Genomic DNA, 25272 nt, shown 5'->3' with positions numbered 1-25272 from the left:
CCATGCAAAAGAACCTGCACCCCGCGGCCAGAGAGCCGGGCTGGATCAACTACTGGGGCTGGGGGTCGGGCGACGTGCTGGGCGCCGGCGCGCAGGCCGTCATCACCGGCTGGCTGTTCTATTTCTTCACGACCTTCTGCGGCCTGTCCGCGGTCGACGCCGGTCTCATCCTGGGGCTGCCGCGGCTGATCGAAGCCATCACCTGCCCGCTGATCGGCTACGTGTCCGACAACCTGCGCCACACCTGGGTGGGCCGCAAGATCGGCCGGCGCAAGCTCTTCCTGCTCATCACCATCCCGCTGCTGCCCAGCTTCGCGCTGATCTTCCGCGCCGGCCACACGTTCTGGTACTACCTGTTCGCCTTCATCTTCTTCGAGCTGCTGTACACGATGTTTCTCATCCCCTGGGAAACGCTGGCAGCGGAGATGACCAAGGATTACAAGCGCAAGGCCAAGTTCGCCGGCGCGCGCATGATCATTGCGCAGGGCTCGGCCATCCTGGCGTCCTACCTGCCCACCTTGCTGATTGGCCATTTCGGCGGCAAGGACTCGCCCGACACCTTCTTCTGGATGGCGGCCATCTTCGGCGTCAGCTTCTCGGTCGTCGTCACCATCGTCGTGCTGACGACCTGGGAGCGGCCCTACGGCACGCGCGAGCAGGCCGTCATGTCGCAGACCTTTGGCGGCTTCAACCTGAAGGCGGCATTGGCCATCCCGGCCAAGATGTTCCGCGACCTGTTCTCCACGCTGAAGATCCGCGCCTTCCGCCAGCACCTGTCCATCTACCTGGGCGGCTACCTGTCGCAGGACATCTTCAACACCGCCTTCCCCATCTTCGTGGCGACGGTGCTGATGGGCGCGACGCTCGTCATCTCGCAGCTGATGACGGTCATGTACGTGGCCCAGCTGATCTCGGTCATGGTGGCCATCCAGATCGTCATCCGCACCGGACCCGTGCTGGCCTACCGCATCGCCATCTCGATGTTCGGCGCGGCGCTGCTGCTCTACCTGGGCTTCTTCCTGACGACGCCCGAAGGCTTCCAGGCCGGTTTCAAGGCGCTGGGCGCCAACCTGTTCACTGCGCTGGACCCGTCGCGCGACAGCTTCAGCCCGGCCCTGATCTTCTGGCTGTTCCTGCCCATCGTGCTGGCCGGCCTGGGCCGCGGCACGCTGAACTTCGTGCCCTGGTCGGTCTACAACTACCTGCCCGACATCGACGAGGCCGTGACAGGCCAGCGCCGCGAGGGCATCTTTGCCGGCGTGATGACGCTGGTGCGCAAGCTGGCGCAGTCGCTGGCCATCATCGCCAGCGGCTGGATCATCGACCTGGGCGGCTACATCTCGCCCAAGACGCGGCCGGGTGAGGTCATCGTGCAAAGCGCCGAGGCCATCCAGACCATCACCGCACTGATGGTGGGCGGACCGCTGCTGATGATGCTGTTTGGCCTGGTGGCGTCATGGTCCTTCCGCCTCAATGCCGGCACGCACGCCGTGCTCGTCAACGAGGTGGAGCGCCTGCGCAATGGCGCGACGGAGGCGGAGACGCCGGAGAGCGGCCGCATCGTCGAAGACCTGACCGGTTGGCCCTACGACCGCCTGTGGGGCCGTGGCAGCGGCCACGCGGCGGACTCGTCGCTGCAACCGCTGCAGGCGCGGCCCTGAGCGCCGCGCCGACAAGAACCTGGCGTTGATCGGCGAACACCTGACGGACTGACACATGCGCTTGCTTCTCCCCTTGCTCCTGTGCGCACCCCTGTGCCTGGCCGGCTGCGCGTCGCCGCCGCCCGCCGCCAACGCGCTCAGCTTCGAGCTCAGCACGACGCCCGAGCCCACCTACAGCCGCGAGCGCGGCCACGGCTTCGAACCCGGCGCGCCGCGCAACGCGGCCGGCCAGCCCAGCTTCTTCACGGTGGACGTGCCCGCCGAGGGCAACTACCGCGTCACCGCGACGCTGGGTGGCGCCGCCGCCAGCGACACGACCATCAAGGCGGAGCTGCGCCGGTTGATGCTGGATGACGTGCGGCTGCCCGCCGGTGCGACCGAGACGCGCAGCTTCATCGTCAACGTGCGCACGGCCAGCATCGCCGCCGCGCCGGGCGTGGAAGCGGGCGTCGTCAAGCTCAAGGAGCCGCGCGAAAGCAGGGACGAGATCTGGGCCTGGGATCAGCGCATCACGCTGGAGATCAACGGCAGTCGGCCGGCGCTGCGGCGCGTGCTCATCGAGCCGGTCAGCGTGCCCACCATCTTCCTGCTCGGCGACTCGACCGTGGCCGACCAGTCCCGCGAGCCCTACAGCAGCTGGGGCCAGATGTTCACCGCCCTCTTCAAGCCCACGGTGGCCGTGGCCAACCATGCACAGTCTGGCGAGACCTTCCGCGACTCGCTGGCGCGCCGGCGCATCGACAAGATCCTGTCGGTCATGCGGCCCGGCGACACCGTGCTGCTGCAGTTCGGCCACAACGACCAGAAGCAGCAGAAGGACGGCAGCGGCAACGCCGAGACCTACCAGGCCGAGCTGCGCACGCATGCCGAGCGCATCCTGGCGCGCGGCGGCGTGCCGGTGGTCGTGTCGTCCATGGAGCGGCGCAACTTCGACGAGCAGGGCCGCCTGAGGCCCAGCCTGCTGGAGTACGCCGACGCCGCGCGCGCCGTGGCCAGGGACATGAAGCTGGCCTTCATCGACCTGAATGCGATGAGCCAGCAGCTCTACGCGGCACTCGGCCCCGAGCGCTCCAAGGCCGCCCACCCGTTGAACGCAGGCAAGATCGACAACACCCACCACAACAACTACGGCGCCATGCAATTGGCGCGTTTGGTGGCGCTGGGCCTGAGGGAAGCCCGCGTGCCGGTGGCGGCGCAGCTGCGCGATGATCTCGGCGCCATCGAGCCCAGCAAGCCGATGGCGCCGGAGCAGTTCCGCGTCGCGGCCAGCCCCGGCTTCACCCAACAGCGACCGCTGGGCGATTGAGCCGATGAAGAAGACCGTCCTTGCCGTGGCGCTGGCCTGCGCCGCGCTGATCCATGCGCCTGCCACGACGGCGGCGCCGCCCAAGGCCGCGGCCGTCAATGCGCAAGGCTTCTCGCCCGAGCGGCTGCAGCGCCTGGACGCGGCGATCAACGAGCAGATCGGCAAGCAGCAGCTCGCCGGCGGCGTGATGGCCGTGCTGCGCGACGGCAAGCCGGTCGTCTTCAAGGCCTACGGGCAGCGCGACATCGAGAACGCCAAGCCCATGCGCACGGACACGATCTTCCGCATCGCGTCCATGACCAAGGCGCTGACCACCGTGGCGGCCATGATCCTGTACGAGGAAGGCCGCTTCCTGCTGAAGGACCCGGTGGCCCGCTACCTGCCGGCCTTCGCCAACCTGAAGGTCGCCCTGCCCGGCGGTGGCACCGAGAAGCCGCGCCGCGCGCTGACCATCCACGACCTGCTGACCCACACGGCCGGCATGAGCTACGGCCCCGGCCCGGCGCAGGCGGCCTACACCGCGGCCGGCCTGACGGACTGGTATCTCGTCGGCAACGACGAGACGCTGGCGCAGTGGACCGACCGATTCGCCGCCCTGCCCTTGCAAAGCCAGCCGGGCGAGCAGTTCATCTACGGTTACGCGACCGACGTGCTGGGCCGCCTCGTGGAGGTGGTGTCCGGCCAGCCGCTGGACAAGTTCATCAAGGAGCGCATCACCGACCCGCTGCGCATGCCGGACACGGGCTTTGCCGTGCCGCCCGAGAAGGTGGAACGCCTGGCCAATGTCTACGGCCTGGAGGGCGGCCAGCTCAAGCTGATGGAGACGTCGGCCAGGAGCGACTTCGTCAACGGCCCGCGCAAGCTGCTGTCCGGCGGCGCGGGCATGCTGTCCACCGCGGGCGACTACACGCGCTTCCTGCAGATGCTGCTCAACAAGGGCGAGCTGGACGGCCAGCGCATCCTCGCGCCCAAGACCGTGGAGCTGATGACGGCCGACCACCTGGGCGACAAATCGCGCGGCGACGCGGACGGCTTCGGCCTGGGCTTCTGGGTCAACGTCAAGCGCGGTGGCTTCAAGGAGCTGGGCAGCGAAGGCGCGTTCGGCTGGGGCAGTGCCTATTTCCCGCAATACACGGTGGACCCGCAGGAGCGGCTGGTCATCCTCTTCATGACGCAGCTGCGGCCCGCGGGCAACTCGACGCTGCACCTGCGCGTGCGCGGGCTGACCTACCAGGCCTTGCTGCGCTGACAGCGCCTGTGCGTCACCACCACATGACAGCCGTCTCTCCCGCGGCCGACGCGTAGTACATGCGCACGCGCAGCACGTAGCTGCGCCCACGCTGCAGCCTGAGCTTGAGCTGGGCGTTGCGGTCCTCGCCACTGTCGTCGTCCCCACCACGGAACTTCAGCGCGCCGGCGACGTCCTCGAACAAGGCGAGCAGCGTATCGGCCTGGCCAAAGGTGGCGAGCTGGTAGCTGCGCGTGCGTGGCGGCTTGACGCGCAGATCGATCTGCTGCCCGGCCGCGATCTGCAGCCGGCGCGACTCCGCGAGCACCAGCTCCGTGAACTCGTTGACCGGCGGCTGCGCTGGATAGATCTTGCGCACCTGCGCGATGTCGCGCGCGGACAGGCCGCCGGCCGGCTGCAACGGCTCCACGCGGTACTTGCTCGGCTGCAGGATGAGACCGGGACCGAAGGGGTAGTGCATGACCGAGTCCGGGTCCCAGGACGTGCCTTCCACCGTCGACTCGTCCAGCTTGCGCAGGATGTTGAAGTGGGTCTTCTCCCGCGACCAGCGATTGGGCGGCGCCGCCAGCGCGGCGTAGACCTTCTCCTCGTCCCAGACGATGCCGGAGAAGGGGTTCTGGTGCTCGTGGTTGAAACCCAGCGCGTGGCCGATTTCGTGGACGGCCGTGTCCAGGTCCTGGGTCACGTCCCAGCCGATGTTCATCGTGCGTTCGTCAGCCGCGATGCCCAGCAGCGCCCGCCCGACGTAGGACCAGCTGCCATCGCCGGCCATGAAGCCGATGCGCAAGGTCGCCTGCTCACGGCTGGCGACCTCGCGAAAGCGCACGCCCAGACCCAGCTTGGCCCAGACATCGAACGCCTTGCGCAAGGCCTGCTTCTGCTCCGCGGCACCGGCCCAGGGCACGAAGCGGCTGCTGCCGTCGGCGAGCATGACCGTCTGTCCGTCGCTGGGCTGGTCGTAGAAGTAGTACGTCAGCTCGGTGCCGTTCAGCCACTTGTCACGCAAGGTGTTGATGGCAGCGGCGCGCTCGCCGAACACCTGCGGGCCGACGACCGGCGGCAGCCCCGGGCGCACGTTGCAGTAGTGGTAGTCATAACGCAGCGGCTGCGCATCGCCATCGACGGCTGGGGTGCGACGTGTGCTGTGAGGCGTGGAGGCCATGGAACTCTCCGGATATCGGGTGACGACGATTCAGCTTAGGCAGTGGCGGCGCGGCCATGCGCCGCAACCTTGGGGGCTGGCCGTGGTTGGCGTCCCTCCGATGGGGGATGAAGCCCGCAAGCGATCGCGATTCACACGGGTTGAGCGCTCCCACGATCGCGCGCGGCTATCACTTGCGCCCCACGCCCCTCGGCGGTGCCACGCCGCGGTGAAACGCTCAAGCGGTTGAGTACACGCGGGAGAGGGCCCTGCCTAGAGTCCGCTCCGGCCGATGGGAAGCACCCCTCGGTCGTGAATAACGACACGAAACCAGGAGACTTCATGAACACGACAAGCTCGCGCCCACTCTGGGCGCGCTGGCTGGCCGCAGGCCTGCTCGCCGCGACGGCACCGGCCGCGATGGCGGCCTTCAGCATCACCACCGTCCACGACAACAACAACGCGGCGCGGCCGCAGTACGTCATCGACACCGATGGCGGCCTCGTGTTCAAGGTGCGCGGCTGGGACGCCAGCAGCACGACGGCCATCGGCGACTTGTCCAGCATGGTCTACAAGGGCGTGGAGTACGCCGACCCCAGCCGTGGCACGCAGCTCAATTCCGGGGCCGACTGGCTCTACAACGGCGTCAGCGCGGTCGGTCTGAAGGTCGAGGCCGTCAGCGCCAATGGCACGGTGACCCCGGCTGCCAGTACCAACGGCGGCGTGGTCACCGCGACTGACTACATCCGCGTCACGCTCACCAGCACCAGCACCAAGGGCGGCGTGCTGACGCACTACTACGTGGTCAAGAAAGGCGAGTCCAACATCCACATGGGCACGCATTTCACCGAGCAGCCCGACGTGCACGGCCTGGTGCGCTTCATCGCGCGCATCCCGATCGCCAAGCTGCCCAACGGCGGCCCGGCCCACGCGGCCGGCGGCCTGGTCAGCTACAACGGCGAGAACTTCTGGGCCGAAGACCTGCGCGGCACCAGCGGCGCCATCGAGGCCAGCGACGTGTTCGGCTTCCCGAGCACCGACTCGCGCTACGGGCAGTCCCGCTCCAAGCACTACGCCAACCGTCGCCTGAAGGACTGGGAGTTCGTCGGCGGCAGCGGGCCTGGCGCGGGCATCTGGTTCTGGCGCGACAACAACGAAGGCGGCTCCAGCGGCCCCTTCTATCGCAGCCTGCTGCAACAGATCACCAGCACGAACAACGAGCTGACCTACATCGTCAACTACGGCGAGGCGCAGACGGAGCCCTTCCGCCTGAACGTGCTGAACACGTACACGATGATCTTCAACGACGGCACGCCCCCGACGGCAAGGCCGGACACCAGCTGGTACGGCCAGGTGGGCCTGGTCGGCTATGTGCCGCCGGTGGGTCGTGGCTCGGTCAGCGTCGCCGGCCTGACGGGTCGCGTCGCGGGCATCCCCTACACCGTGGGCTTCGCCAACGCACAGGCGCAATACTGGGCCGATGCCGATCCCGTGGACGGCCACCTCACGGCCAGCGGCATGATCCCGGGCATCTACACGATGACCGTCTACAAGGGCGAGCTCGCCGTGCAGACGGGTTCGGTGACGGTCACCGCCAACGCCAACTACGCGCTGAACCCGGTGGCCATCACGGCCGACCCCGAAGCCACGCCGGCCCTCTGGCGCATCGGCCGCTGGGACGGCACGCCGCAGGAGTTCATCAACGGCGACAAGCTGACCTTCATGCACCCGTCCGACGTGCGCATGGCGTCGTGGAACGTGGGCCCCTTCGTCATCGGCCAGTCCAACGCCGCGACGCAATGGCCGCCGTACCAGTGGAAGGACGTGAACAACGGCCTGCAGGTGCGCTTCACGCTCAAGCGCGGCCAGAACGCGGCGCCGCTGCGCCTGCGCATCGGCATCACGGCCGACTTTGCCGGCGCCAGGCCGCAGGTCACGGTGAACAGCTGGAGCTCCGCCATCCCGGCCGCGCCGCCCAAGGTGTCGCGCAACCTCACGGTGGGCACCTATCGCGGCTTCAACCGCACCTACAGCTTCGACATCCCGGCCGCGCAACTGGTCGTCGGCACCAACGTGCTGACCATCAACACCGTCAGCGGCACCGCCGGCACGAGCTTCCTGAGCCCGGCCCTGTCCTTCGACGCCATCGACCTGGTGGCCGCGCAATGAACGCCAAGACCATGAAAAGAACCCTCGCTCCTCTCCTGTCCGCCTTGCTCGCCCTGCCGGCCATGGCCGCAGTCGTGCAGACCACCGGCGCCGGCAGCGCCACGCCGGGTGCAGCGCACCTGACCTACGCCGCCGACTTCGAGGCCAACGCCGGGCTGACCAGCCCGTGGCTGGAAGGCGGCCTGCAGTTCACGCACACGGGCCTGGACAACAACAACGGCGGCTGCGGCTACGCGGGCGAGTTCTGCGTGGACCTTGGCGCAGGCCAGGTCTACAGCGAAGCCTTCTCGGGCAACTACTTCGCGACCGCCGGCAGCAACGCCTACCTGTCCATCCGCAGCACGACGACGCGGCTCAACGGCATCGAGTTCGCCGTGGACTCCGGCTACGCCAGCATCTTCGTCATGTGGCAGACCTGGCTGGGCGGCGCGCTGACCGGCAGCGGCCGCGTGTCGTTGGGCGCGGCCGGCATCGGCGACGTGCTGGGCCTGAGCGACGCGGTGGGCTTCGAGGAAGTGCGTGTCTATGCCTTCGACAGCGCGACCGACACGGCAGGCTACAGCGTGCCGGCCATCGACAGCGTGCGCGCGTTCACCGTGGCCGAGCCGGGCTCGCTGGCGCTGGCCTCGCTGGCTGGCCTGGGCGTGGCGGGCATGCGCCGTCGTCGCCGCGGCTGATCCGAGCCGCACCAGTCAAAAGGCCGGCCTCGCAAGAGGCCGGCCTTTTTGTTGGCGCTCAGTGCGCGCCGGCCTGGGCCTGCCAGGCGTCGCGATAGGCCCGCCATCCCGGCAAGTCCAACGCAGCGACCGCAGCCTCGCGCGGCATGGCAATCTCACCGCCCCACTGGCTCAGCAGCCAGCCGCCGCAGGTCGTGCCGCTGGCGTCATCCGACACGATGACTTCGCGGCCGTCACGCAGGCCCGCCAGCAGCGCGCCAAACCACGGGTTGGCGGTGAACGCCCCCTCGACGACCACCGGCGCGTCGGCGCCCAGCGCCGCCAGGCAGTGGTCGGTCATCAGCACCACGTAGAGCGTTGCCAGCGCGGCTTCCTCGGCGGGCGTGGCCGGCGCAGGGCCGTCGATGCGACCGGCCAGGCCCGCGAACGGCCCACCGGTCTCGGCAAAGCAGGGCAAGGCCAGCGTCCGCTGGCCGATCAACTTCTCCAGCACCTCGCGCCCGAAGCCGGCCGGCTGGCCGCCCGCGAGGGCCGCGAACTCGCGCCCGCCCATGAAGCGCATGCAAGGCACCGCGTCACCAAACACGTTGCAGTTGGCCAGCATGTCCTGCGCCTCGACGAGCGGTCGCGTCGCCGAACCCAGCGCGGCTGCGATGACCCAGGTGCCGGTGGAGAGCACCGTGCAAGGCCCGCTCTGCTGCAGCGTCAGCAGGTGGCGCAGCAGCGACGCATTGCTGTCGTGGATGCCGCAGGCGATCTCGCAGTCGGCCGGCAGGCCGGTGTCGGCGGCAACGTCGGCACGCAGCGCGCCCAGCCGCGCCCAGGCTTCGCGCTGCGGCGGGAACAGCGCCTGCCAGCCATGACGCTCGACCAGGGACGACCACGCGCGCTCGCGCGGGCGCCACAGGTCGGTATGACAACCCAGCGACGTCACCTCGCTGGCCGCGACGCCGCACAGGCGCCAGGCCCAGTACTGCGGATACATCAGCACATGCCGGGCGCGCGCGAACTCGCTCGGGTAGCCCGCCTGCAGCCAGTCGAGCTGCCGGCCGAGGTTCAGCCCCGCCGGCAACTGCGGCGAGCCGCTTTCGTCGAAGCCCGGCCGCAGCGCGTCGTAGCGCGCTGCATCGCTGGCGTCACCCGGCACATGCTCGTAATCAGGCACCGGCAGCACCAGGCCCGCGTCGTCGACCAGCGCCGCTGTCGCGCCATGCGTGACGGGCACGATGGCGCGGATGTGCGCCAGCGCGGACAGCTCGCGCAGCTGGCCCAGCATCCAGCCCCATAAGCGCTCGGTGTCATGGTGCGGATAAGGCCCGTCGCGCTTCACGGTGTTGGGCGTGCGCACCTCAGCCAGCGTCTTGCCGGCTGCGTCGATGAGGGTCAGCTTGGCGTTGGTCTTGCCGATGTCGAGGACGACGGTGCCCGGTACCCCAGAGCTCAAGACACCAGCCCCGCGTGCCGGTGGTAGGAGCCCGACTCCAGCACGGCCGCATAGTCATGCGAGCTCAGCGCCGAAGCCTCCACCACGCGAGGGTCCACGGCTTCAGGCTCCACGGTGATGACGCGCACGCCGTAGTGCTCCAACAGCTGCACAGCACTGTCGGACGCGCCGGTGTCGGTGATGACGGTAGAGACGCGGTTCAGCCCGCACAGCACCAGGCCGGCCTTGCGTGCGAACTTGGAGCTGTCCACCAGCACGACCAGTTCCTCCGCCTGGCCGATGAGGCGCTTCTCGGCCTGGATCAGCAACGGGTCGGCTTCCATCAGGCCCAGGATGGACAGGCCGTAGACGCCCATGAACATCTTGGCCGCGTAGTGGTGCTGGGCGACGTCGTTCTCGAACGGGCTCAGGATGACGTTCTGCTCGCGGTAGACCTTGCCGCCGGGCAGGATGATTTCGTTGTCGCTGGTGACGAGCAGGCGCTCGGCCATCAGGAAGGAATTGGTCAGAATCTTCAGCTGTTTCTCGACGAGAAACTCCGCCATCATGAAGGTGGTCGTGCCACCATTGATGATGATGGTTTCGCCGTTATTGCACATCGACGTCGCATAACGGGCGATCGCGCGTTTGGCGGCAGTATGTTGCTGGGCGTTGTTTTGAAAAGTCTCGCTGGTCAGCGTATAGGACTTTTTCTTTTGCTCCAGCCTTTGAGCGCCACCACGGGTGCGCGTCAACTGGTTTTTCGCGGCCAGCCAGGAAATATCCCGGCGCACGGTGGCGGCAGATGCCGACAACCATTCCATCAATTGCTGCACGCTGGCATGCTCGCGCTCGTCCAGCAATTTGAGCAGACGCTTGTGGCGCTTGTGATTGATCATGAGAGTCACCTTTATCGGGCGCCCATCCGGAAGCGGTGGCGACCGTTGTCTCGTCGTTATGTCGCCCAGCCCTCAGTTGCATTCGCGGGGCGGGCGTCGCTTGCCTTTGGCGGACCGGCTGAGGCCGGGCGCCTGATTGCAGTCGGTGAGCGTAGGCGCCGGCTGCCGAACTGCTGTTCATCCTGATCGGCACCGCTCAACGTCGGGGACCGGCCAGAGGTGAAACACAGTTCCGAATGCAGATTACGTCAATCACATGACAGGGTCAATCAGGAAACGCTCATGCCCTTGAGCGTTTCGTGAGCGATCAGCTGCCCCGCCGGGCATTCGCTCATCCTTTTGATTTACTGCGCCGGCCCTGCGCATGGGGCAGCGTTTGAGCCCACACTTCGGCCCGCTTCACCCCAAAAGCCGGGTGCCGGACCGCAGATTGACCACCCATGCGGCCCGGGACGAACGAATGACGCACTGAATACAGGCAAGCCGATGACTGCAATTTCCCAAACCCCTGCGCAAACTCCGATCGTCTCCAAGTGGGACGACACCGTCGCAGCAAAATTGAGCGAACCCGAACTGCTGCTTTATCGCTCGAATCTGCTGGGCTCGGACCTGCGTGTGACGAATTTCGGCGGCGGCAATACCTCGGCCAAGGTCAAGATGCGCGACCACCTGACCGGCGAGGATGTCGAGGTGCTGTGGGTCAAGGGCTCCGGCGGCGACTTGGGATCCATCAAGCTGGACGGTTTCTCCACGCTCTACATGGACAAGCTGAATGCGCTGAAGAAGCGTTATCGCGGCCTGGAACATGAAGACGAGATGGTGGATTACCTGCCGCACTGCACGTTCAACCTGAACCCGCGTGCCGCGAGTATCGATACCCCCCTGCACGCCTATATCCCGAAGGCGCATGTCGACCACATGCACCCGGACGCGATCATCGCCATCGCCGCCTGCGCTGACAGCAAGCGCCTGACCGAAGTCATCTTCGGCGGCCAGCTGGGCTGGCTGCCCTGGCAGCGCCCCGGCTACGACCTGGGCCTGAAGCTCGAAGCGTTGGCCACGTCGCAGCCCAACCTCAAGGGCATCATCCTGGAAGGCCACGGCCTGTTCACCTGGGGTGACACGGCCAAGAGCTGCTACGAGATCACGCTGGAGATGATCCGCCTGGCCGAGCAGTGGCTAGCCGAGAACATCAAGCAGCCGGTGTTCGGCGGCGTCAAGACCATCACCCTGCCGGCCGAGCAGCGCGCCGCACTGGCCGCCAAGCTCATGCCCGCGCTGCGCGGCCGCATCAGCGCCAGCGAACGCAAGCTGGGCGACTTCAACGACAGCGACGTCGTGCTGGAGTTCGTCAGCAGCAACGACCTGGCCAAGCTCGCCGCGCTGGGCACGTCCTGCCCCGACCACTTCCTGCGCACCAAGATCCGCCCGCTGGTGCTGGACTTCGACCCGGCCAACCCCGATGTCGACGCCGTGCTGGCCGGCCTGGATGACGCGCTGGAAGCCTACCGCGCCGACTACCGTGCCTATCACGAGCGCTGCAAGCGCCCGAACAGCCCGGCCGTGCGTGATGCCAACCCCATCATCTACCTGATCCCCGGCGTGGGCATGCTGTCCTTCGCCAAGGACAAGGCCACCGCCCGCATCGCCGGCGAGTTCTACATCAACGCCATCAACGTGATGCGCGGCGCCAATGGCGTGGACACCTATGTCGGCCTGCCCGAGCAGGAAGCCTTCGACATCGAGTACTGGCTGCTTGAAGAAGCCAAGCTGCAGCGCATGCCCAAGCCCAAGAGCATGGCCGGCCGCGTGGCCCTGGTCACCGGCGGTGCCGGCGGCATCGGTCAGGCCGTGGCCCGCCAGCTGCTGCAGGAAGGCGCCTGCGTCATGCTGACCGACATCGACGGCGAAGCACTCGAAGAAGCCAGCAAGGCGCTGATCAAGGTCGGCGGCAAGGACGCCGTGGCCACCGTGCGCGGCGACATCACGTCCGAGGCCGAAGTCGAAGCCCTGATCGCAGCTACGGCGCTGCGCTTCGGCGGCCTGGACATCCTCGTGTCCAACGCCGGCATCGCCTCCGCCGCGCCGCTGGAAGACACCTCGCTGGAAATCTGGAACCGCAACCAGAACATCCTCGTCACCGGCTACTTCCTCGTCAGCCGCGCCGCCTTCCGTCTGCTCAAGCAGCAGAAGATTGGCGGCAGCATGGTGTTCGTGGCCAGCAAGAATGGCCTGGTCGCTTCGGCCGGCGCTTCGGCCTACTGCACGGCCAAGGCGGCCGAAATCCACCTGGCCCGCTGCATCGCGCTGGAGGGTGCTGCCATCGGTGTGCGCGTCAACGTCGTCAACCCCGACGCCGTCATCCGTGGCTCGCGCATCTGGGACGGCAAGTGGAAGGAAGAGCGCGCCGCGTCGAACAAGATCGATTCGGACAACATCGAAGAGTTCTACCGTCAGCGCAGCATGCTCAAGCTCAGCGTGTTGCCCGAGGACATCGCCGAAGCGGTGTACTTCCTGGCCAGTGACAAGGCCGGCAAGAGCACGGGCAACATCCTCAACGTCGACGCCGGCAATGCTGCCGCCTTCACGCGTTAAGCGCAAACTGGCAAAGCAGTACAGGAGACATCCATGACGACCAACATCATCGACGCCGGCCAGGTCGAGCAACACAACGCCGGCCAGCGCGCCACGCTGCAGGCCGACTACGACGCGCTGGGCGGCATGCTGTCCCGCCGCGGCGTGGACATCGAGGCGCTGACCGCCACCGCCCAGACCTTCGCCGTGGCCCTGCCCAGTTGGGGCGTGGGCACGGGCGGTACGCGCTTCGCACGCTTCCCCGGCAAGGGCGAGCCGCGTGACGTGACCGAGAAGCTGGAAGACTGCGCCGTCATCCACCAGCTGACCCGCGTCACGCCCGCCGTGTCGCTGCATTTCCCCTGGGACAAACCCAGCGACCCCAAGGCCCTGCGCCAGCAGGCCGACAGCCTGGGCCTCACTTTCGACGCGGTCAACTCCAACACCTTCCAGGACCAGGCCGGCCAGGCCCACACCTACAAGTACGGCAGCCTGACCGCGCAAAGCCAGGCCGCCCGCGAGCAGGCCGTCGCGCACAACATCGACTGCATCGAGCTGGGCAAGACGCTGGGCTCCAAGGGCCTGACGGTGTGGGTGGGCGACGGCGCCAACTTCCCCGGCCAGCACAACCTGCGCGGCTCGCTGGAGCGTTATCTGGACAGCGCCAAGGGCATCTACGCCGCGCTGCCGGACGACTGGCTGATGTACATCGAGCACAAGCTGTTCGAGCCGGCGTTCTACTGCACCGTCATTGCCGACTGGGGCACCAGCTTCGCCGCCGCGCAGACCCTGGGCGAGAAGGCCAAGTGCCTGGTGGACCTGGGCCACCACGCGCCCAACACCAACATCGAGATGATCGTGGCGCGCCTGGCGCAGTTCGGCAAGCTCGGCGGCTTCCACTTCAACGACAGCAAGTACGGCGACGACGACCTGGACTCGGGCTCCATCGACCCCTTCCAGCTCTTCCTCGTCTTCAACGAGCTGGCGGATGCGGCCGAACGTGACGGTGCAGCCTTCAAGCCGGCCTACATGCTGGACCAGTCGCATAACGTGACCGACCCCATCGAGAGCCTGATGAGCAGCGCCGTCGAAGTGCAGCGCGCCTTCGTGCAGGCCGCGCTGGTGGACCGCAAGGCGCTCGCCGGCTTCCAGGAAGCCAACGACGCGCTGCAATCGGCGCAAGCGCTGAAGAAGGCCTTCCGCACTGACGTGAGCCCCATCCTGGCGATGGCCCGCCTGCGCAGCGGTGCCGCCATCGACCCGGTCGCGGCCTACCGCGCCAGCGGCTACCGCGAGCAGGCGGCGGTCAAGCGTCCGCCGAGGGCGGGCGCATCCGGCAGCGGCATCGTCTGAGGTGGATGCCCAGGCCCTTGGCGCGCGCGGCGACGGCATCACGCTCGACACGCGGGCGCTGCAGGCCGCCATCGACGCCGCGGCGCTGAAGCGCGCCACGCTGAGCCTCAAGCCGGGCGTCTACCTGACCGGCGCCCTCTTCCTGAAGAGTGGCATGACGCTGCGCCTGGAGCGTGGCGCCACGCTGCTCGGCTCGCGCAACCTGGCCGACTACCCTGTCCTGCCCACGCGCGTCGCCGGCATCGAGATGCGCTGGCCGGCGGCGTTGGTCAACATCTACGGCGAGCGTGATGTCGGCCTCGTCGGCGAGGGCTGCATCGACGGCGACGGCCAGGTCTTCTGGGACAGCTACTGGGCCTTGCGCGCCAGCTACGAGCCGCGCGGCCTGCGCTGGGCGTCGGACTATGACGCGCAGCGGCCGCGGCTCGTGCAGGTCTTCGAGGCGGCCCGCGTGAACATCGGCGAAGGCCTGCTGCTGCGTCGCTCCGGCTTCTGGACACTGCACCTCTGTTATTCCGAGGACGTCACCGTCGACGGCATCACCATCCGCAACAACGACGAGGCCCGCGGCCCATCCACCGACGGCATCGACATCGACTCCTCGCGCCGCGTGGCCATCCGCCGCGCCGACATCGCCGTCAACGACGACGCCCTGTGCCTGAAGGCCGGCCGCGACGCCGACGGCTTGCGTGTGGCGCGCCCCTGTGAAGACATCACCATCACCGACTGCATCGTCCGCGAGGGCGCCGCCGGTCTCACCTTCGGCAGCGAGACCTCGGGCGGCTTCCGGCGCATCACGGCGCAGCGCATTGAGGTGCATGCCCCCGTGCCGGTCGGCCTGCTGTTCAAGAGCGCACCCACGCGCGGTGGCTTCATCGAGGACGTGTCCATCAGTGACCTGCGCCTGCACAGCGTGCCGGTGGCACTGCGCGCGACGATGAACTGGAACCCCGCCTACAGCCAGGCGCGCATTCCTGACCACGAAAGACCCAACGCCCCGCCCCACTGGTTGACGCTGGCCCAGCCTGTGCCACCCGAGCAAGGCCGCACACGGGTCGACGGCGTGCGCATCGCCGGCCTGCACGCCCGTGGCGCCGCAGTGGCCTTCCAGGTGGATGCCATGGCCGAAGCGCCGTTGCGCCACTTCCATTTCAGCGGACTGGACATCGAGGCCCACCGCGGCGGGCATCTGCAGGACGTGCAGGGCTGGCGCTTCGATGCCGACTGCCGCCTGCGCCTGGGCACGCCCATCGCGATGGGCGGCCACTGTGAGCTGGCTGGCCTGGCCGCCGACTGCCAGCGGCTGGACCCGGGCTTGCGCCGGCGTGACGTGTCGGACCTGCCCATGGCCGAGCAGGACGTGCTCTAGAAGATCAGGAGACAAACCCATGAGCGACGAGATTCGCGCCTTCAAGATGCAATTGAAACCCGGCGTGGTGGCCGAGTACAAGAAGCGCCACGACGAGCTGTGGCCCGACCTGGCCGAGGCGCTGCGCGGTGCCGGCATCCATGACTACTCCATCTTCCTGGACGAAAGCACGCTGAGCCTGTTCGCCGTGCTCAAACTCAAGGCGGGCATGCCCATCGACGAGCTGCCCACCTTGCCCGTCATGCGCCGCTGGTGGGACTACATGGCCCCGCTGATGGAAGTCGAAGCCGACAACAAGCCGCGCCAATGGGCACTGCCCTCCGTCTTCCACTTTGCGGGCTGACGCTCGCACTGCCGCTGCTTGCGGCAGCGTGGTGCGAGGCGCCGCGCAAGCTGGAGCAAGTCGCCACTGACGACTTCCGCGCCGGCCTCGCTCGCTGGCGGCTGGAGGCCGAGGACGCGCGCGCCGTCGTCACCGCCCAGGGCGGCGTGCTTGACATCGCCACGCCCGCCGGCCTGTCGCTGTGGTGGCGCGAGCCGCTGAGCGGCGACTACGCCATCCGCTTCACTGCTGTCGCCTTGCCCGCGCCGGTCACGGCGGGCACGCTCGCCGGTCGACTGTCGGACCTGAACATGTTCTGGAACGCACTCGAAGCCGACGGCAGCGAGCCCTACCTGCGCAGCGGCAAGTTCGGCGGCTACGACACCCTGCCCACCTACTACGCCGGCTTCGGCGCCAACGGCAACACGACGACGCGGCTGCGCCTGTACGACGGCAGCCAGCGCCGCTTGCTAACTGGCTTTGCTGACGGGGCCGTCGCCGAGACGGGCGAAGCCCCGATGACGCGCGAGACCCGGCTGCATGCCGGCAAACCGCTCAGCATCGAGATTGTTTCGCGTCAACCGACGGCCGCCGATCCCGTTCACCTGCGCTGGGTCGCCGACAGCAACGAAGTCTTTACGCGCGCCGATCCCAATCCCCGCCTGCACGGCTACTTCGCGCTCCGCACGACAGCCAGCCGATTGCAGATCAGAGACTTCCAGATCCTCCGCTGCCAATGAAGCACCTGCTCCCCGCCCTCAGCCTCGCCACCTCGCTTGCTGTCCACGCGGCGGAGCCGGTCAAGGTGGACATCCAGGCCGACAAGCCCGGCCCCGTCATCGCCCGCCAGATCTACGGTCAGTTCGCCGAACACCTCGGCGCCGGCATCTACGAAGGCCTGTGGGTCGGCACGGACAGCAAGATCCCCAATGTGCGCGGCTGGCGCAGCGATGTCGTCAACGCACTGAAGGCCATCAAGGTGCCCGTGCTGCGCTGGCCGGGCGGCTGCTTTGCCGACGAATACCACTGGCGCGACGGCATCGGCCCGCAGGCGCAACGCCCGCCGCGCGTCAACACCAGCTGGGGTGGCGTCATCGAGCCCAACACGGTCGGGACGCATGAGTTCATGGACCTGGCCGAGCAGCTCGGCAGCGAGGTCTACATCAACGCCAACCTCGGCTCGGGCACCGTGCAGGAAATGGCGCAGTGGCTGGAGTACCTGACGGCCGAGGGCGACACGGCCCTGGCCCGCGAGCGCCGCGCCAACGGCCGAGACAAGCCCTGGCGCATCCAGTACTGGGGCATCGGCAACGAGAGCTGGGGCTGCGGCGGCAACATGAAGCCGAGCTATTACGCCGACCTCTACAAGCACTGGGCCACCTTTGCCAAGGCACCGCGGGGCAACCGGCCCAAGCTCGTCGCCAGCGGCGGCCAGGAGCTGGAGCTGCACTGGACCGAGACGCTCAGCGCCGAGATCAAGCAGATGAGCGCCATCACCCACCACCAGTACTCGCTGCCCACGCGCGACTGGACGAAGAAGGGCGCGGCCATCGCCTTCCCCGAGACAGAATGGATCTCCACGCTGGCCGTGCCGCAGACCATCGACGTCTACCTCGCCAGGCACCGCGAGATCCTGGATCGCAACGACCCTACGAAGAAGTTCGCCATCTACTTCGACGAATGGGGCAGCTGGTACGACCCCGAGCCCGGCACCGACCCTGGCTTCCTCGTGCAGCGCAACACCATGCGCGACGCGGTGCTGGCCGCGCTGCACTTCCATGTCTTCCACCGCCACGCCGAGCGCGTGAAGATGGCCAACATCGCGCAGATGGTCAATGTGCTGCAGGCCGTGGTCATCACCGACAAGGAGCGCATGGTGCTGACACCCACGTACCACGCGTTTGCGATGCACCTGCCCTTCATGGATGCGACCTTGCTGCCAGTTCAGCTGACCGGCGTGCCCGACTACAAGCTGGGCAAGTACAGCATCCCGGCCGTCAGCGCGAGCGCAGCCAAAGGCGCGGACGGCAAGCTGCTGCTGAGCCTGACTAACACCAACCCGAACCAGAACCTGGCGCTGCAACTCGCCGTGGGCGGCAAGGGTGTGCGCGCGGTGGCCGGCCAGCTACTGACCGCCGCGACCATGGACGCCGAGAACCGTTTCGACGCGCCCGACCGCGTCAAGCCCCAGCCCTTCAAGGCGCAAGCCAAGGACGGCACTCTGAATCTCACGCTGCCGGCCAAGTCCGTGCTCGTCATCGAGGTGCAACCATGATCCGTCGTCTCTTCTGCCTGCTGGCCTTCATCGCCGCGCCCGCTCTCGCCGCCGATGCGCTGCGCCCGCCGCTGCTGCTGACCGGTGCCCGGGCTAATGTGCAGGACCTGTCTGGCCGCTGGACCTATTCCAAGGACCTGTACCGCACCGGCTTCACCGACATCAACGGCTGGGTCGCCAAGTCGCGCATGCAGCGCCACCGCGATGTGGACGTCGCCGCCGAGGAGACCAAGTCCGGCCCGGCCTTCTTCGAATTCGACCTCGACCGCGGCCCGGCCATGGACATCCCCGGCGCATGGAACTCGGCCACGCCCGAGCTGCGCTACTTCGATGGGCTGATCTGGTTCCAGCGCCGCTTCGATGCGCCGGTGAAGACCGGCCAGCGCAGCTTCCTGCGCTTCGAGGCCGTCAACTATCGCGCCTACGTCTACCTGAACGGCAAGGAAGTCGGTCGGCACGAGGGTGGCTTCACGCCCTTCGTCGTCGAGGTGACCGACACGCTGCGCGCACAAGGCAACCGCCTCGTCGTCGGCGTGGACTCCAAGCACGACGCCAACAGCGTCCCCGGCGAGATCACCGACTGGGATCTCTACGGCGGCATCACGCGGCCGGTCAAGCTCATCCAGACGCCCGCCACCTTCATCGACGACGCGACGCTGCGCCTGACCGACGCCGGCCGCCTCGTGGGCAGCCTGCAGCTCAACGGCCCGCAGGCCGCCAACCGCGCGGTCAGTCTGCGCATCGCCGGGCTCAACCTCACAGTCCCGGCCCGCACCGACACCAATGGCGAAGCCCGCTTCGACGTCGCCGCGCCCGCCAGCCTCAAGCGCTGGACACCCAACGCGCCAACGCTTTACGACGTGGACTTTGAAGCCGACGGCGACAAGCTGCGCGACCGCATCGGCTTCCGCACGATCGCCGTGCGCGGCAGCGAGATTCTGCTCAACGGCCAGCCCATCTTCCTCAAGGGCATCTGCATCCACGAGGAAGAGATCGGCCCCAACCCCGCGCGCCGCATCGACGAGGCCGCCGCACGCCGTCTGCTCGGCGAGGTCAAGAACGGCCTGCACGGCAACTACGTGCGCCTGTCGCACTACCCGCACAACGAGACCATGCTGCGCGTGGCCGACGAGATCGGCCTGCTGGTGTGGAGCGAGATCCCCGTCTACTGGACGGTGAACTGGGACAACCCGGCCACACTGGATCTGGCCCGCCGCATGCAGGCCGAGACCATCTACCGCGACCGCAACCGCGCCTCCGTCGTGCTGTGGAGCATCGGCAACGAGACGCCGGTGGCCGAGAACCGCACGCGCTTCCACACCGCGCTGGCCGAGACCGTGCGCGCGCTCGACCCGAGCCGCCTCATCAGCGCGGCGCTGCTGGTGGAGCGCAAGGGCGACACCATCCACATCGCCGACCCGCTGCTGAAGGAACTCGATGTCATCGCCGTCAACACCTATGCCGGCTGGTATGGCGACGACACGCTGGAGGCGGTGGGCAAGCTGCGCTGGGACGTGCCGGCGGACAAGCCGCTGCTGTTCAGCGAGTTCGGCGCCGATGCGCAGGCGGGCTTCAGGGACGCCCAGCTGCGCCGCAAGTTCAGCGAGGACTTCCAGGTCGACTACTACCGCGCCACGCTGGCCATGGCCGCCAAGGTGCCGACGCTGCGCGGCCTGTCGCCCTGGGTGCTGAAGGACTTCCGCTCGCCGCGCCGTGAACACCCGGTCTTCCAGAACGGCTGGAACCGCAAGGGGCTGATCTCCGAGACCGGCCAGCGCAAGGCGGCCTTCGAGTTCCTCGCCGATTACTACCGCAGCCTGCCGCGCTGACCGATCGCCACCTCCATCCAACCGTCAAGGTTTCCATGAAGCTGTCACCCTTCTCCCGCCGCGGCTTCCTGCAGTCCACGGCACTGGCCTCCATCGCCTCGTCGCTGCCCACCGCGCAAGCGGCCACGGCCAATCTGCCCACGACGACCGTACCTGTGGCCGATACCACGCTGCGCTGGCTGGACGGCGTCGCGCCGTCGCGCTTCGAGGGCGCCACCTTCGGCGTGCCCTGGCCGCGCGGCCAGGTGCGCTCGGCGAGCAAGGCGCTGGACTTCAAGCTCGGCATGCACGCCGTCCAGTCCTGGCCGCTGGCCTACTGGCCCGATGGCTCGCTGAAGTGGACGGCGCATGCGCTGGCCGGCGGCTCGCCGCAGGGCCCGCTGAAGCTCGAAAGCGGCACACCCGCAGCGGGCGGGTTGAGCTTGAAGCAATCGGCCACGCAGATCGTCATCACCGCCGGAGACCTCGCCTGGACCGTGCCCACGCGCGGCGCCGTGCTCATCGAGCAGGCCACGCGCGCCGGCCGCGTCACGCTGAAGAATCTCAAGCTCATCGCGCTGCGCCAGGACGGCGCCGAGCCCGAACTGGACGGCAAGGTCGCGCGCCAGGCCTTCAGCAGCAAGGTCAACACCGTCACCGTCGAGCAGCAGGGCCCGGTGCGTGCCGTGCTCAAGCTCGACGGCAGCCACTCAGGCAATGGCCGCGACTGGCTGCCCTTCTCCGTGCGCCTGTACTTCTACGCCGGCGCCGAGAGCGTGCGCATCGTCCACACCTTCGTCTGGGACGGCGACCCGGCCAAGGACTTCATCGCCGGCCTGGGCGTGACGGCGCAGGTGCCCATGACCAACGCCACGCACGACCGCCACATCCGCTTCTCCGGCGAAGGCGTGGGCGTGTGGGGCGAGGCCGTACGGCCCGTCACCGGCCTGCGCCGCGACCCCGGCCAGGCCTACAAGGACGCGCAAGTTGCCGGCCAGGCGCTGCCCGCGCTGAGCGGCATGGCCAAGCCCGTGCAGGACGGCCTGAAGTGGATCCCCGAGTGGAGCGACTTCTCGCTATCGCAGGCCAATGCGGACGGCTTCACGCTGCGCAAGCGCACGCAGGGCGGCCCCGCCTGGATCGACTCCAACGGCGGCGCGCGAGCCAAGGGCCTGGTCTATGCCGGCGGTGCGTCGGGCGGCGTGGCGCTGGGCCTGAAGGACTTCTGGCAGCGCGCCCCCGTGCGCCTGGACGTGCGCGGCGCGGCGACCGAACTCGCCGATGTGACCGCCTGGCTGTACTCGCCCTCCGCCCCGGCCATGGACATGCGCTCCTACCGCTCGCGCGGCGACATGGACACGCACGAGAAGGAGATCGAAGGCCTCAACATCACCTACGAGGACTACGAGGCAGGCTGGGACAACTCCGTCGGCGTGGCGCGCACGTCGGAGCTGCAGCTGTGGGTGCTGGGCGCCACACCGTCGCACCAGGTGTTCTCGGACATGGCCGAGCAGGTCGCCAACCCGGCGCGGCCGATGCTCACGCCGCAGCGCATCCATGCTGCCGGCGTGTTCGGCGACTGGGACCTGGTCGAGGCCGGCTCGCCAGCCCGCAAGCTCATCGAGGACCGGCTGGCGCTGCAGCTCAACCAGTACCTGAAGGAAGTCGAGCAGCACCGCTGGTACGGCTTCTGGAACTACGGCGACGTCATGCACACCTACGACGTCGACCGCCACATGTGGCGCTACGACATCGGCGGCTATGCCTGGGACAACTCGGAGCTGTCGACCGACCTGTGGCTGTGGATGAGCTATCTGCGCACCGGCCGCGCCGACATCTTCCGGCTGGCCGAGGCGATGACGCGGCACACCGGCGAGGTGGACGTCTACCACCTCGGTGAGTTCAAGGGCTTCGGCACGCGCCACGGGGTGCAGCACTGGTCCGACTCGTCCAAGCAGCCGCGCGTGTCCAACGCCGCCTACCGCCGCATCTACTTCTACCTGACCGCCGACGAGCGCTGCGGCGACCTGATCCGCGAACTGCTCGACTCCGACGCCGACATCGCCAAGGTCGACATCTCGCGCAAGCTCGCGCGCAGCGCCGCGCCGCCGGAAGCCTCGGGCCTGCCCGGCGTCGGCTTCGGCACCACCTGGGGCTCGTGGATCGCCGCCTGGCTGACTGAATGGGAGCGCACCGGCGACAAACGCTGGCGCGACAAGCTCGTCAACGGCATGCAGAGCATCGGCGACCTGAAGCGCCGCTGGTTCGCCGGTGGCGCGCCCTACGACGCCAAGACGGGCAAGTTCATGGGCCCCGGCGACAACGTCTCCATCTCGCACCTGAACGGCGTGTTCGGCGTCATCGAGATGAGCTCGGAGCTGCTGACGCTGGTGGACGTGCCCGCCTACCGCAAGGCCTGGCTGGAGTACTGCCGCCACTACAACGCGCCCAAGAACGAGATCGCCGCGCTGCTGGGCAAAGACCCCGGCGGCCGCAGCCTGACGGACACCTGCTCGCGCATGACGGCCTACGCCGCCTTCCACGAGAAGGACCGTGCGCTGGCGCTGCGTGCCTGGCGCGAGTTCTTCGCGTCACGCGCGCTCAAGGGCGGCGGCACGACACGGCGCATTGCCGGCGTGGACGTCATCCGGCCGCTGGACGAACAGCCCAGCATCAGTACCAACGACTCGGCGCAATGGGGGCTGGCCGGCATCCAGAACCTGGCGCTGATCGCCGACTCGCTGGACGAGGCGGCCAAGGCGGCCGGGCTGGTGTCGTGACGCTGAGCCGCCGCGTCGTGCTGGCGGCGGCGGCCGGTCTGGCGGGTTGCGCAACGGCCGGCACGGCGTTCCCGACGCAGTCGCTGAAGGTCGAGAACACGCCCTTCGACATGCCGCCGCTGCGCCTGCCGGTGTTCGATGGGCGACCACGCTTTGTCATCACCGACCTGGGCGCGAGCGTCGACAGCCAGGCGCTGACCTCAGCCGCCATCGCGAAAGCCATCGCCGCTGCGCACGAGGCCGGCGGCGGCATCGTCGTCGTGCCGCCCGGCAGCTGGCCCACCGGCCCGGTGCACCTGAAGAGCCGCGTCAACCTGCACCTGGACGCGGGCGCCACGCTGCGCTTCTCGCCCGACCCGGCCGACTACCTGCCAGCCGTGCTGGCGAGCTGGGAGGGGCTGGAATGCATGATCCATTCGCCGCTGGTCTACGCGTACGACTGCGAGGACATCGCGATCACCGGATCGGGCTCGCTGGAGGCGCAGATGGAGGTCTGGCAGCAATGGTTCGCACGGCCCAAGGCGCACATGGATGCGCTGGTGGCGCTGTACCGCATGTCGGTCGACGGTGTGCCGGCCCGAGAGCGTCGCATGACGGACGGCAGCGCCAACCTGCGCCCGCCCTTCCTGCACTTCAACCGCTGCCGCCGCGTGCGCCTGGAAGGCGTTCGCATCGTCAACAGTCCCTTCTGGACGGTCCACCCCTTCCTCTGCGAAGACGTGCTCATCCGCGGCATCAGCATCCGCGCGCACGGCCACAACAACGACGGCGTCGATCCCGAGATGAGCCAGCGCGTGCTGATCGAGGACTGCACCTTCGACCAGGGCGACGATGCGATCTCCGTCAAGTCCGGCCGCGAGCGCGACGGCTGGCGGCTGGCCACGCCGGCCCGCCACATCGTCATGCGCCGCTGCAAGGTGCTCAATGGCCACCAGCTGATGGCCATCGGCAGCGAACTGGCGGGCGGCATCTCGGAGGTGCTGGTGGAGGACTGCGAGGTCGACAACCGCGCCAGCACGCACAAGGTGCCGCTGAACAACCTGCTGTTCGTGAAGACCAACGAGCGCCGCGGCGGCTTCGTGCGCAACATCCACCTGCGCCGCGTGAAGGCGCACAAGCTGGCCGGCAGCGTGCTGGACGTGGACACGGACGTGCTCTACCAATGGCGCACGCTGATGCCGACGCTGGAGAAGCGGCTGACGCCCATCGAGGGGCTGTTCGTGTCGGACGTGGAGGCCGGCGAGGCCAAGCACATCAGCCGGCTGCGCGGCGAGGCGGCGCTGCCGGTGCGCGGCGTGACGGTCAAGCGTGTCAAGGTCGAGAAGCTGCTCGGCCAAGCGCACGACCATCGCAACGCCGTCGAGGTGTCGACATGAAAACGCTGCTCGCCACGCTGCTGCTCGCCGTGGCCTCGGCAGCGCAGGCCTTCGACGTCGCCATCACCGTCGACGACATCCCGGCACACGGCAAGCTGCCGCCGGGCGTGACGCGGCTGGAGGTGGCCGAGGCCCATCTGCGCGCGTTCAAAACGTTTGGCGTGGGCGAGGCCTGGGGCTTCGTCAATGCACGCGGCGCCGAGGCCGAGGGCGACGCGGTGCTTGTGGCCTGGCGGCGAGCAGGGCATCCGCTGGGCAACCACACGTTCAGCCACATGAACCTGGGTCGCGCGGCATCGCTGGAGGCCTGGACCGCCGACGTGGCGGCTGGCGAGCCCTTGGTTGAGAAGCACATGGGGGGTACGGACTGGCGCTGGTTCCGCTACCCCAACCTGTCGGTGGGCGACGGCGAGCGGCGCGATGCGGCGCTGGCCTTCCTGCGCGGGCGGGGCTATCAGGTCGCCGATGTGAGCCTGGCGTTTTCGGACTGGGACTACACCGATGCCTATGCGCGCTGCAAGGCGGCGGGTGACGAGGCGTCGGTCGCGGTGATGACGGCGCATTACTTTCGCGGTGTCGACGCAAGCATCGCGCAGGCGCTGGCGGAGTCCAAGGCCGTCTACGGGCGCACGATTCCACTGGTGCTGCTGACGCACATGGGGGCGTTCAGTGCGGTCACGTTGCCGGAGGTGCTGGCTCGGTTGAAGACCGCTGGCGCGAGGTTTGTGCAGCTGGCGCAGGCTCAGGCGGACCCGGCGTATGGACGCTTTGGCGGCGGCAGCCTGATTGCACGGGAGGCGCGGGCGCAGCACATCAGGTTGCCTGCAAGGGCTGCTGCTGAAGCATTCGATCCCAAGACGCTTTGTGCGGCCGCGCCATGAATGGATGCA

The 25272-nt window shown here is 68.2% G+C and carries 18 protein-coding genes; 15 read left to right on the top strand and 3 right to left on the bottom strand.

What is annotated here, in order from left to right:
• The first annotated feature begins 2 nt into the window (after positions 1-2).
• From AC1D29_RS07610 to AC1D29_RS07600, 3 genes are read left to right on the top strand one after another with little or no spacing between them, the layout of a single operon-like run.
• On the top strand, positions 3-1661 hold the full coding sequence (locus AC1D29_RS07610) for an MFS transporter (protein ID WP_477895780.1): 1659 nt from the start codon (positions 3-5) through the stop codon (positions 1659-1661).
• A 55-nt stretch (positions 1662-1716) separates the two neighbouring features.
• Positions 1717-2967 carry a rhamnogalacturonan acetylesterase gene (locus AC1D29_RS07605; protein ID WP_477895778.1) on the top strand — a complete coding sequence of 417 codons (1251 nt, stop codon included), beginning with the start codon at positions 1717-1719 and terminating at the stop codon, positions 2965-2967.
• Positions 2968-2971: 4 nt separating this feature from the next.
• Positions 2972-4216, top strand: coding sequence for a serine hydrolase domain-containing protein (locus AC1D29_RS07600; protein ID WP_477895776.1), 1245 nt, complete (start codon positions 2972-2974; stop codon positions 4214-4216).
• Positions 4217-4229: 13 nt separating this feature from the next.
• On the opposite strand, the gene AC1D29_RS07595 is transcribed toward AC1D29_RS07600, so the two are convergent.
• The gene (locus AC1D29_RS07595; RefSeq protein ID WP_477895774.1) at positions 4230-5378 is read right to left on the bottom strand and encodes a M12 family metallopeptidase; all 1149 of its coding nucleotides are present in this window, start codon (positions 5376-5378) and stop codon (positions 4230-4232) included.
• Positions 5379-5699: 321 nt separating this feature from the next.
• Between AC1D29_RS07595 and AC1D29_RS07590 the strand changes: the two genes are divergently transcribed.
• Both AC1D29_RS07590 and AC1D29_RS07585 read left to right on the top strand, forming a co-directional pair.
• Positions 5700-7526 carry a rhamnogalacturonan lyase B N-terminal domain-containing protein gene (locus AC1D29_RS07590; protein ID WP_477895772.1) on the top strand — a complete coding sequence of 609 codons (1827 nt, stop codon included), beginning with the start codon at positions 5700-5702 and terminating at the stop codon, positions 7524-7526.
• A complete protein-coding gene (locus tag AC1D29_RS07585; protein WP_477895770.1) occupies positions 7523-8203 on the top strand; it encodes a hypothetical protein in 681 nt (226 codons plus the stop codon). The genes AC1D29_RS07590 and AC1D29_RS07585 overlap by 4 nt, the downstream gene beginning before the upstream one ends.
• Positions 8204-8261: 58 nt before the next feature.
• Here AC1D29_RS07585 and AC1D29_RS07580 read toward each other — a convergent pair whose 3' ends face one another.
• Both AC1D29_RS07580 and AC1D29_RS07575 read right to left on the bottom strand, forming a co-directional pair.
• Positions 8262-9647: an FGGY-family carbohydrate kinase gene (locus AC1D29_RS07580; protein WP_477895768.1), complete on the bottom strand. Its 1386-nt coding sequence runs from the start codon at positions 9645-9647 to the stop codon at positions 8262-8264.
• Positions 9644-10525, bottom strand: a complete 882-nt coding sequence (locus AC1D29_RS07575) for a DeoR/GlpR family DNA-binding transcription regulator (protein WP_477895766.1) — start codon at positions 10523-10525, stop codon at positions 9644-9646. The genes AC1D29_RS07580 and AC1D29_RS07575 overlap by 4 nt, the downstream gene beginning before the upstream one ends.
• A gap of 486 nt (positions 10526-11011) precedes the next feature.
• Between AC1D29_RS07575 and AC1D29_RS07570 the strand changes: the two genes are divergently transcribed.
• Genes AC1D29_RS07570 through AC1D29_RS07525 form a run of 10 tightly spaced genes read left to right on the top strand, consistent with a single transcriptional unit; the run spans position 11012 to position 25263 of the window.
• Positions 11012-13120, top strand: coding sequence for a bifunctional rhamnulose-1-phosphate aldolase/short-chain dehydrogenase (locus AC1D29_RS07570; protein ID WP_477895764.1), 2109 nt, complete (start codon positions 11012-11014; stop codon positions 13118-13120).
• 33 nt (positions 13121-13153) lie between these two features.
• On the top strand, positions 13154-14452 hold the full coding sequence (rhaI, locus tag AC1D29_RS07565) for an L-rhamnose catabolism isomerase (protein ID WP_477895762.1): 1299 nt from the start codon (positions 13154-13156) through the stop codon (positions 14450-14452).
• Position 14453: 1 nt separating this feature from the next.
• Complete coding sequence (locus AC1D29_RS07560; protein WP_477895760.1) at positions 14454-15821, top strand: glycoside hydrolase family 28 protein; 1368 nt, start codon at positions 14454-14456, stop codon at positions 15819-15821.
• A gap of 19 nt (positions 15822-15840) precedes the next feature.
• Complete coding sequence (locus tag AC1D29_RS07555) at positions 15841-16164, top strand: L-rhamnose mutarotase (RefSeq protein ID WP_477895758.1); 324 nt, start codon at positions 15841-15843, stop codon at positions 16162-16164.
• The gene (locus tag AC1D29_RS07550; RefSeq protein ID WP_477895756.1) at positions 16128-16883 is read left to right on the top strand and encodes a DUF6250 domain-containing protein; all 756 of its coding nucleotides are present in this window, start codon (positions 16128-16130) and stop codon (positions 16881-16883) included. Before AC1D29_RS07555 ends, AC1D29_RS07550 begins: the two co-directional genes overlap by 37 nt.
• Positions 16880-18418: an alpha-N-arabinofuranosidase gene (locus tag AC1D29_RS07545; protein ID WP_477895754.1), complete on the top strand. Its 1539-nt coding sequence runs from the start codon at positions 16880-16882 to the stop codon at positions 18416-18418. The genes AC1D29_RS07550 and AC1D29_RS07545 overlap by 4 nt, the downstream gene beginning before the upstream one ends.
• Positions 18415-20247 carry a glycoside hydrolase family 2 protein gene (locus AC1D29_RS07540; protein ID WP_477895752.1) on the top strand — a complete coding sequence of 611 codons (1833 nt, stop codon included), beginning with the start codon at positions 18415-18417 and terminating at the stop codon, positions 20245-20247. Before AC1D29_RS07545 ends, AC1D29_RS07540 begins: the two co-directional genes overlap by 4 nt.
• 35 nt (positions 20248-20282) lie before the next feature.
• The gene (locus AC1D29_RS07535; RefSeq protein WP_477895750.1) at positions 20283-23006 is read left to right on the top strand and encodes an exo-rhamnogalacturonan lyase family protein; all 2724 of its coding nucleotides are present in this window, start codon (positions 20283-20285) and stop codon (positions 23004-23006) included.
• Positions 23003-24382: a glycoside hydrolase family 28 protein gene (locus tag AC1D29_RS07530; RefSeq protein ID WP_477895748.1), complete on the top strand. Its 1380-nt coding sequence runs from the start codon at positions 23003-23005 to the stop codon at positions 24380-24382. Before AC1D29_RS07535 ends, AC1D29_RS07530 begins: the two co-directional genes overlap by 4 nt.
• A complete protein-coding gene (locus tag AC1D29_RS07525; protein WP_477895746.1) occupies positions 24379-25263 on the top strand; it encodes a polysaccharide deacetylase family protein in 885 nt (294 codons plus the stop codon). Before AC1D29_RS07530 ends, AC1D29_RS07525 begins: the two co-directional genes overlap by 4 nt.
• Positions 25264-25272: the final 9 nt, after the last annotated feature.

It is taken from the genome of Roseateles sp. P1_C6, assembly GCF_056406315.1.
This window is presented reverse-complemented; position numbering and strand designations above follow the sequence as displayed.

What these genes read in the sequence shown, in the direction of transcription:
- AC1D29_RS07610 (WP_477895780.1), top strand. Translation starts at nt 3, where the DNA reads ATGCAAAAGAACCTGCACCCCGCGGCCAGAGAGCCGGGCTGGATCAAC.
- AC1D29_RS07605 (WP_477895778.1), top strand. Translation starts at nt 1,717, where the DNA reads ATGCGCTTGCTTCTCCCCTTGCTCCTGTGCGCACCCCTGTGCCTGGCC.
- AC1D29_RS07600 (WP_477895776.1), top strand. Translation starts at nt 2,972, where the DNA reads ATGAAGAAGACCGTCCTTGCCGTGGCGCTGGCCTGCGCCGCGCTGATC.
- AC1D29_RS07595 (WP_477895774.1), bottom strand. Translation starts at nt 5,378, where the DNA reads ATGGCCTCCACGCCTCACAGCACACGTCGCACCCCAGCCGTCGATGGC.
- AC1D29_RS07590 (WP_477895772.1), top strand. Translation starts at nt 5,700, where the DNA reads ATGAACACGACAAGCTCGCGCCCACTCTGGGCGCGCTGGCTGGCCGCA.
- AC1D29_RS07585 (WP_477895770.1), top strand. Translation starts at nt 7,523, where the DNA reads ATGAACGCCAAGACCATGAAAAGAACCCTCGCTCCTCTCCTGTCCGCC.
- AC1D29_RS07575 (WP_477895766.1), bottom strand. Translation starts at nt 10,525, where the DNA reads ATGATCAATCACAAGCGCCACAAGCGTCTGCTCAAATTGCTGGACGAG.
- AC1D29_RS07570 (WP_477895764.1), top strand. Translation starts at nt 11,012, where the DNA reads ATGACTGCAATTTCCCAAACCCCTGCGCAAACTCCGATCGTCTCCAAG.
- rhaI (WP_477895762.1), top strand. Translation starts at nt 13,154, where the DNA reads ATGACGACCAACATCATCGACGCCGGCCAGGTCGAGCAACACAACGCC.
- AC1D29_RS07555 (WP_477895758.1), top strand. Translation starts at nt 15,841, where the DNA reads ATGAGCGACGAGATTCGCGCCTTCAAGATGCAATTGAAACCCGGCGTG.
- AC1D29_RS07550 (WP_477895756.1), top strand. Translation starts at nt 16,128, where the DNA reads ATGGGCACTGCCCTCCGTCTTCCACTTTGCGGGCTGACGCTCGCACTG.
- AC1D29_RS07545 (WP_477895754.1), top strand. Translation starts at nt 16,880, where the DNA reads ATGAAGCACCTGCTCCCCGCCCTCAGCCTCGCCACCTCGCTTGCTGTC.
- AC1D29_RS07540 (WP_477895752.1), top strand. Translation starts at nt 18,415, where the DNA reads ATGATCCGTCGTCTCTTCTGCCTGCTGGCCTTCATCGCCGCGCCCGCT.
- AC1D29_RS07535 (WP_477895750.1), top strand. Translation starts at nt 20,283, where the DNA reads ATGAAGCTGTCACCCTTCTCCCGCCGCGGCTTCCTGCAGTCCACGGCA.
- AC1D29_RS07525 (WP_477895746.1), top strand. Translation starts at nt 24,379, where the DNA reads ATGAAAACGCTGCTCGCCACGCTGCTGCTCGCCGTGGCCTCGGCAGCG.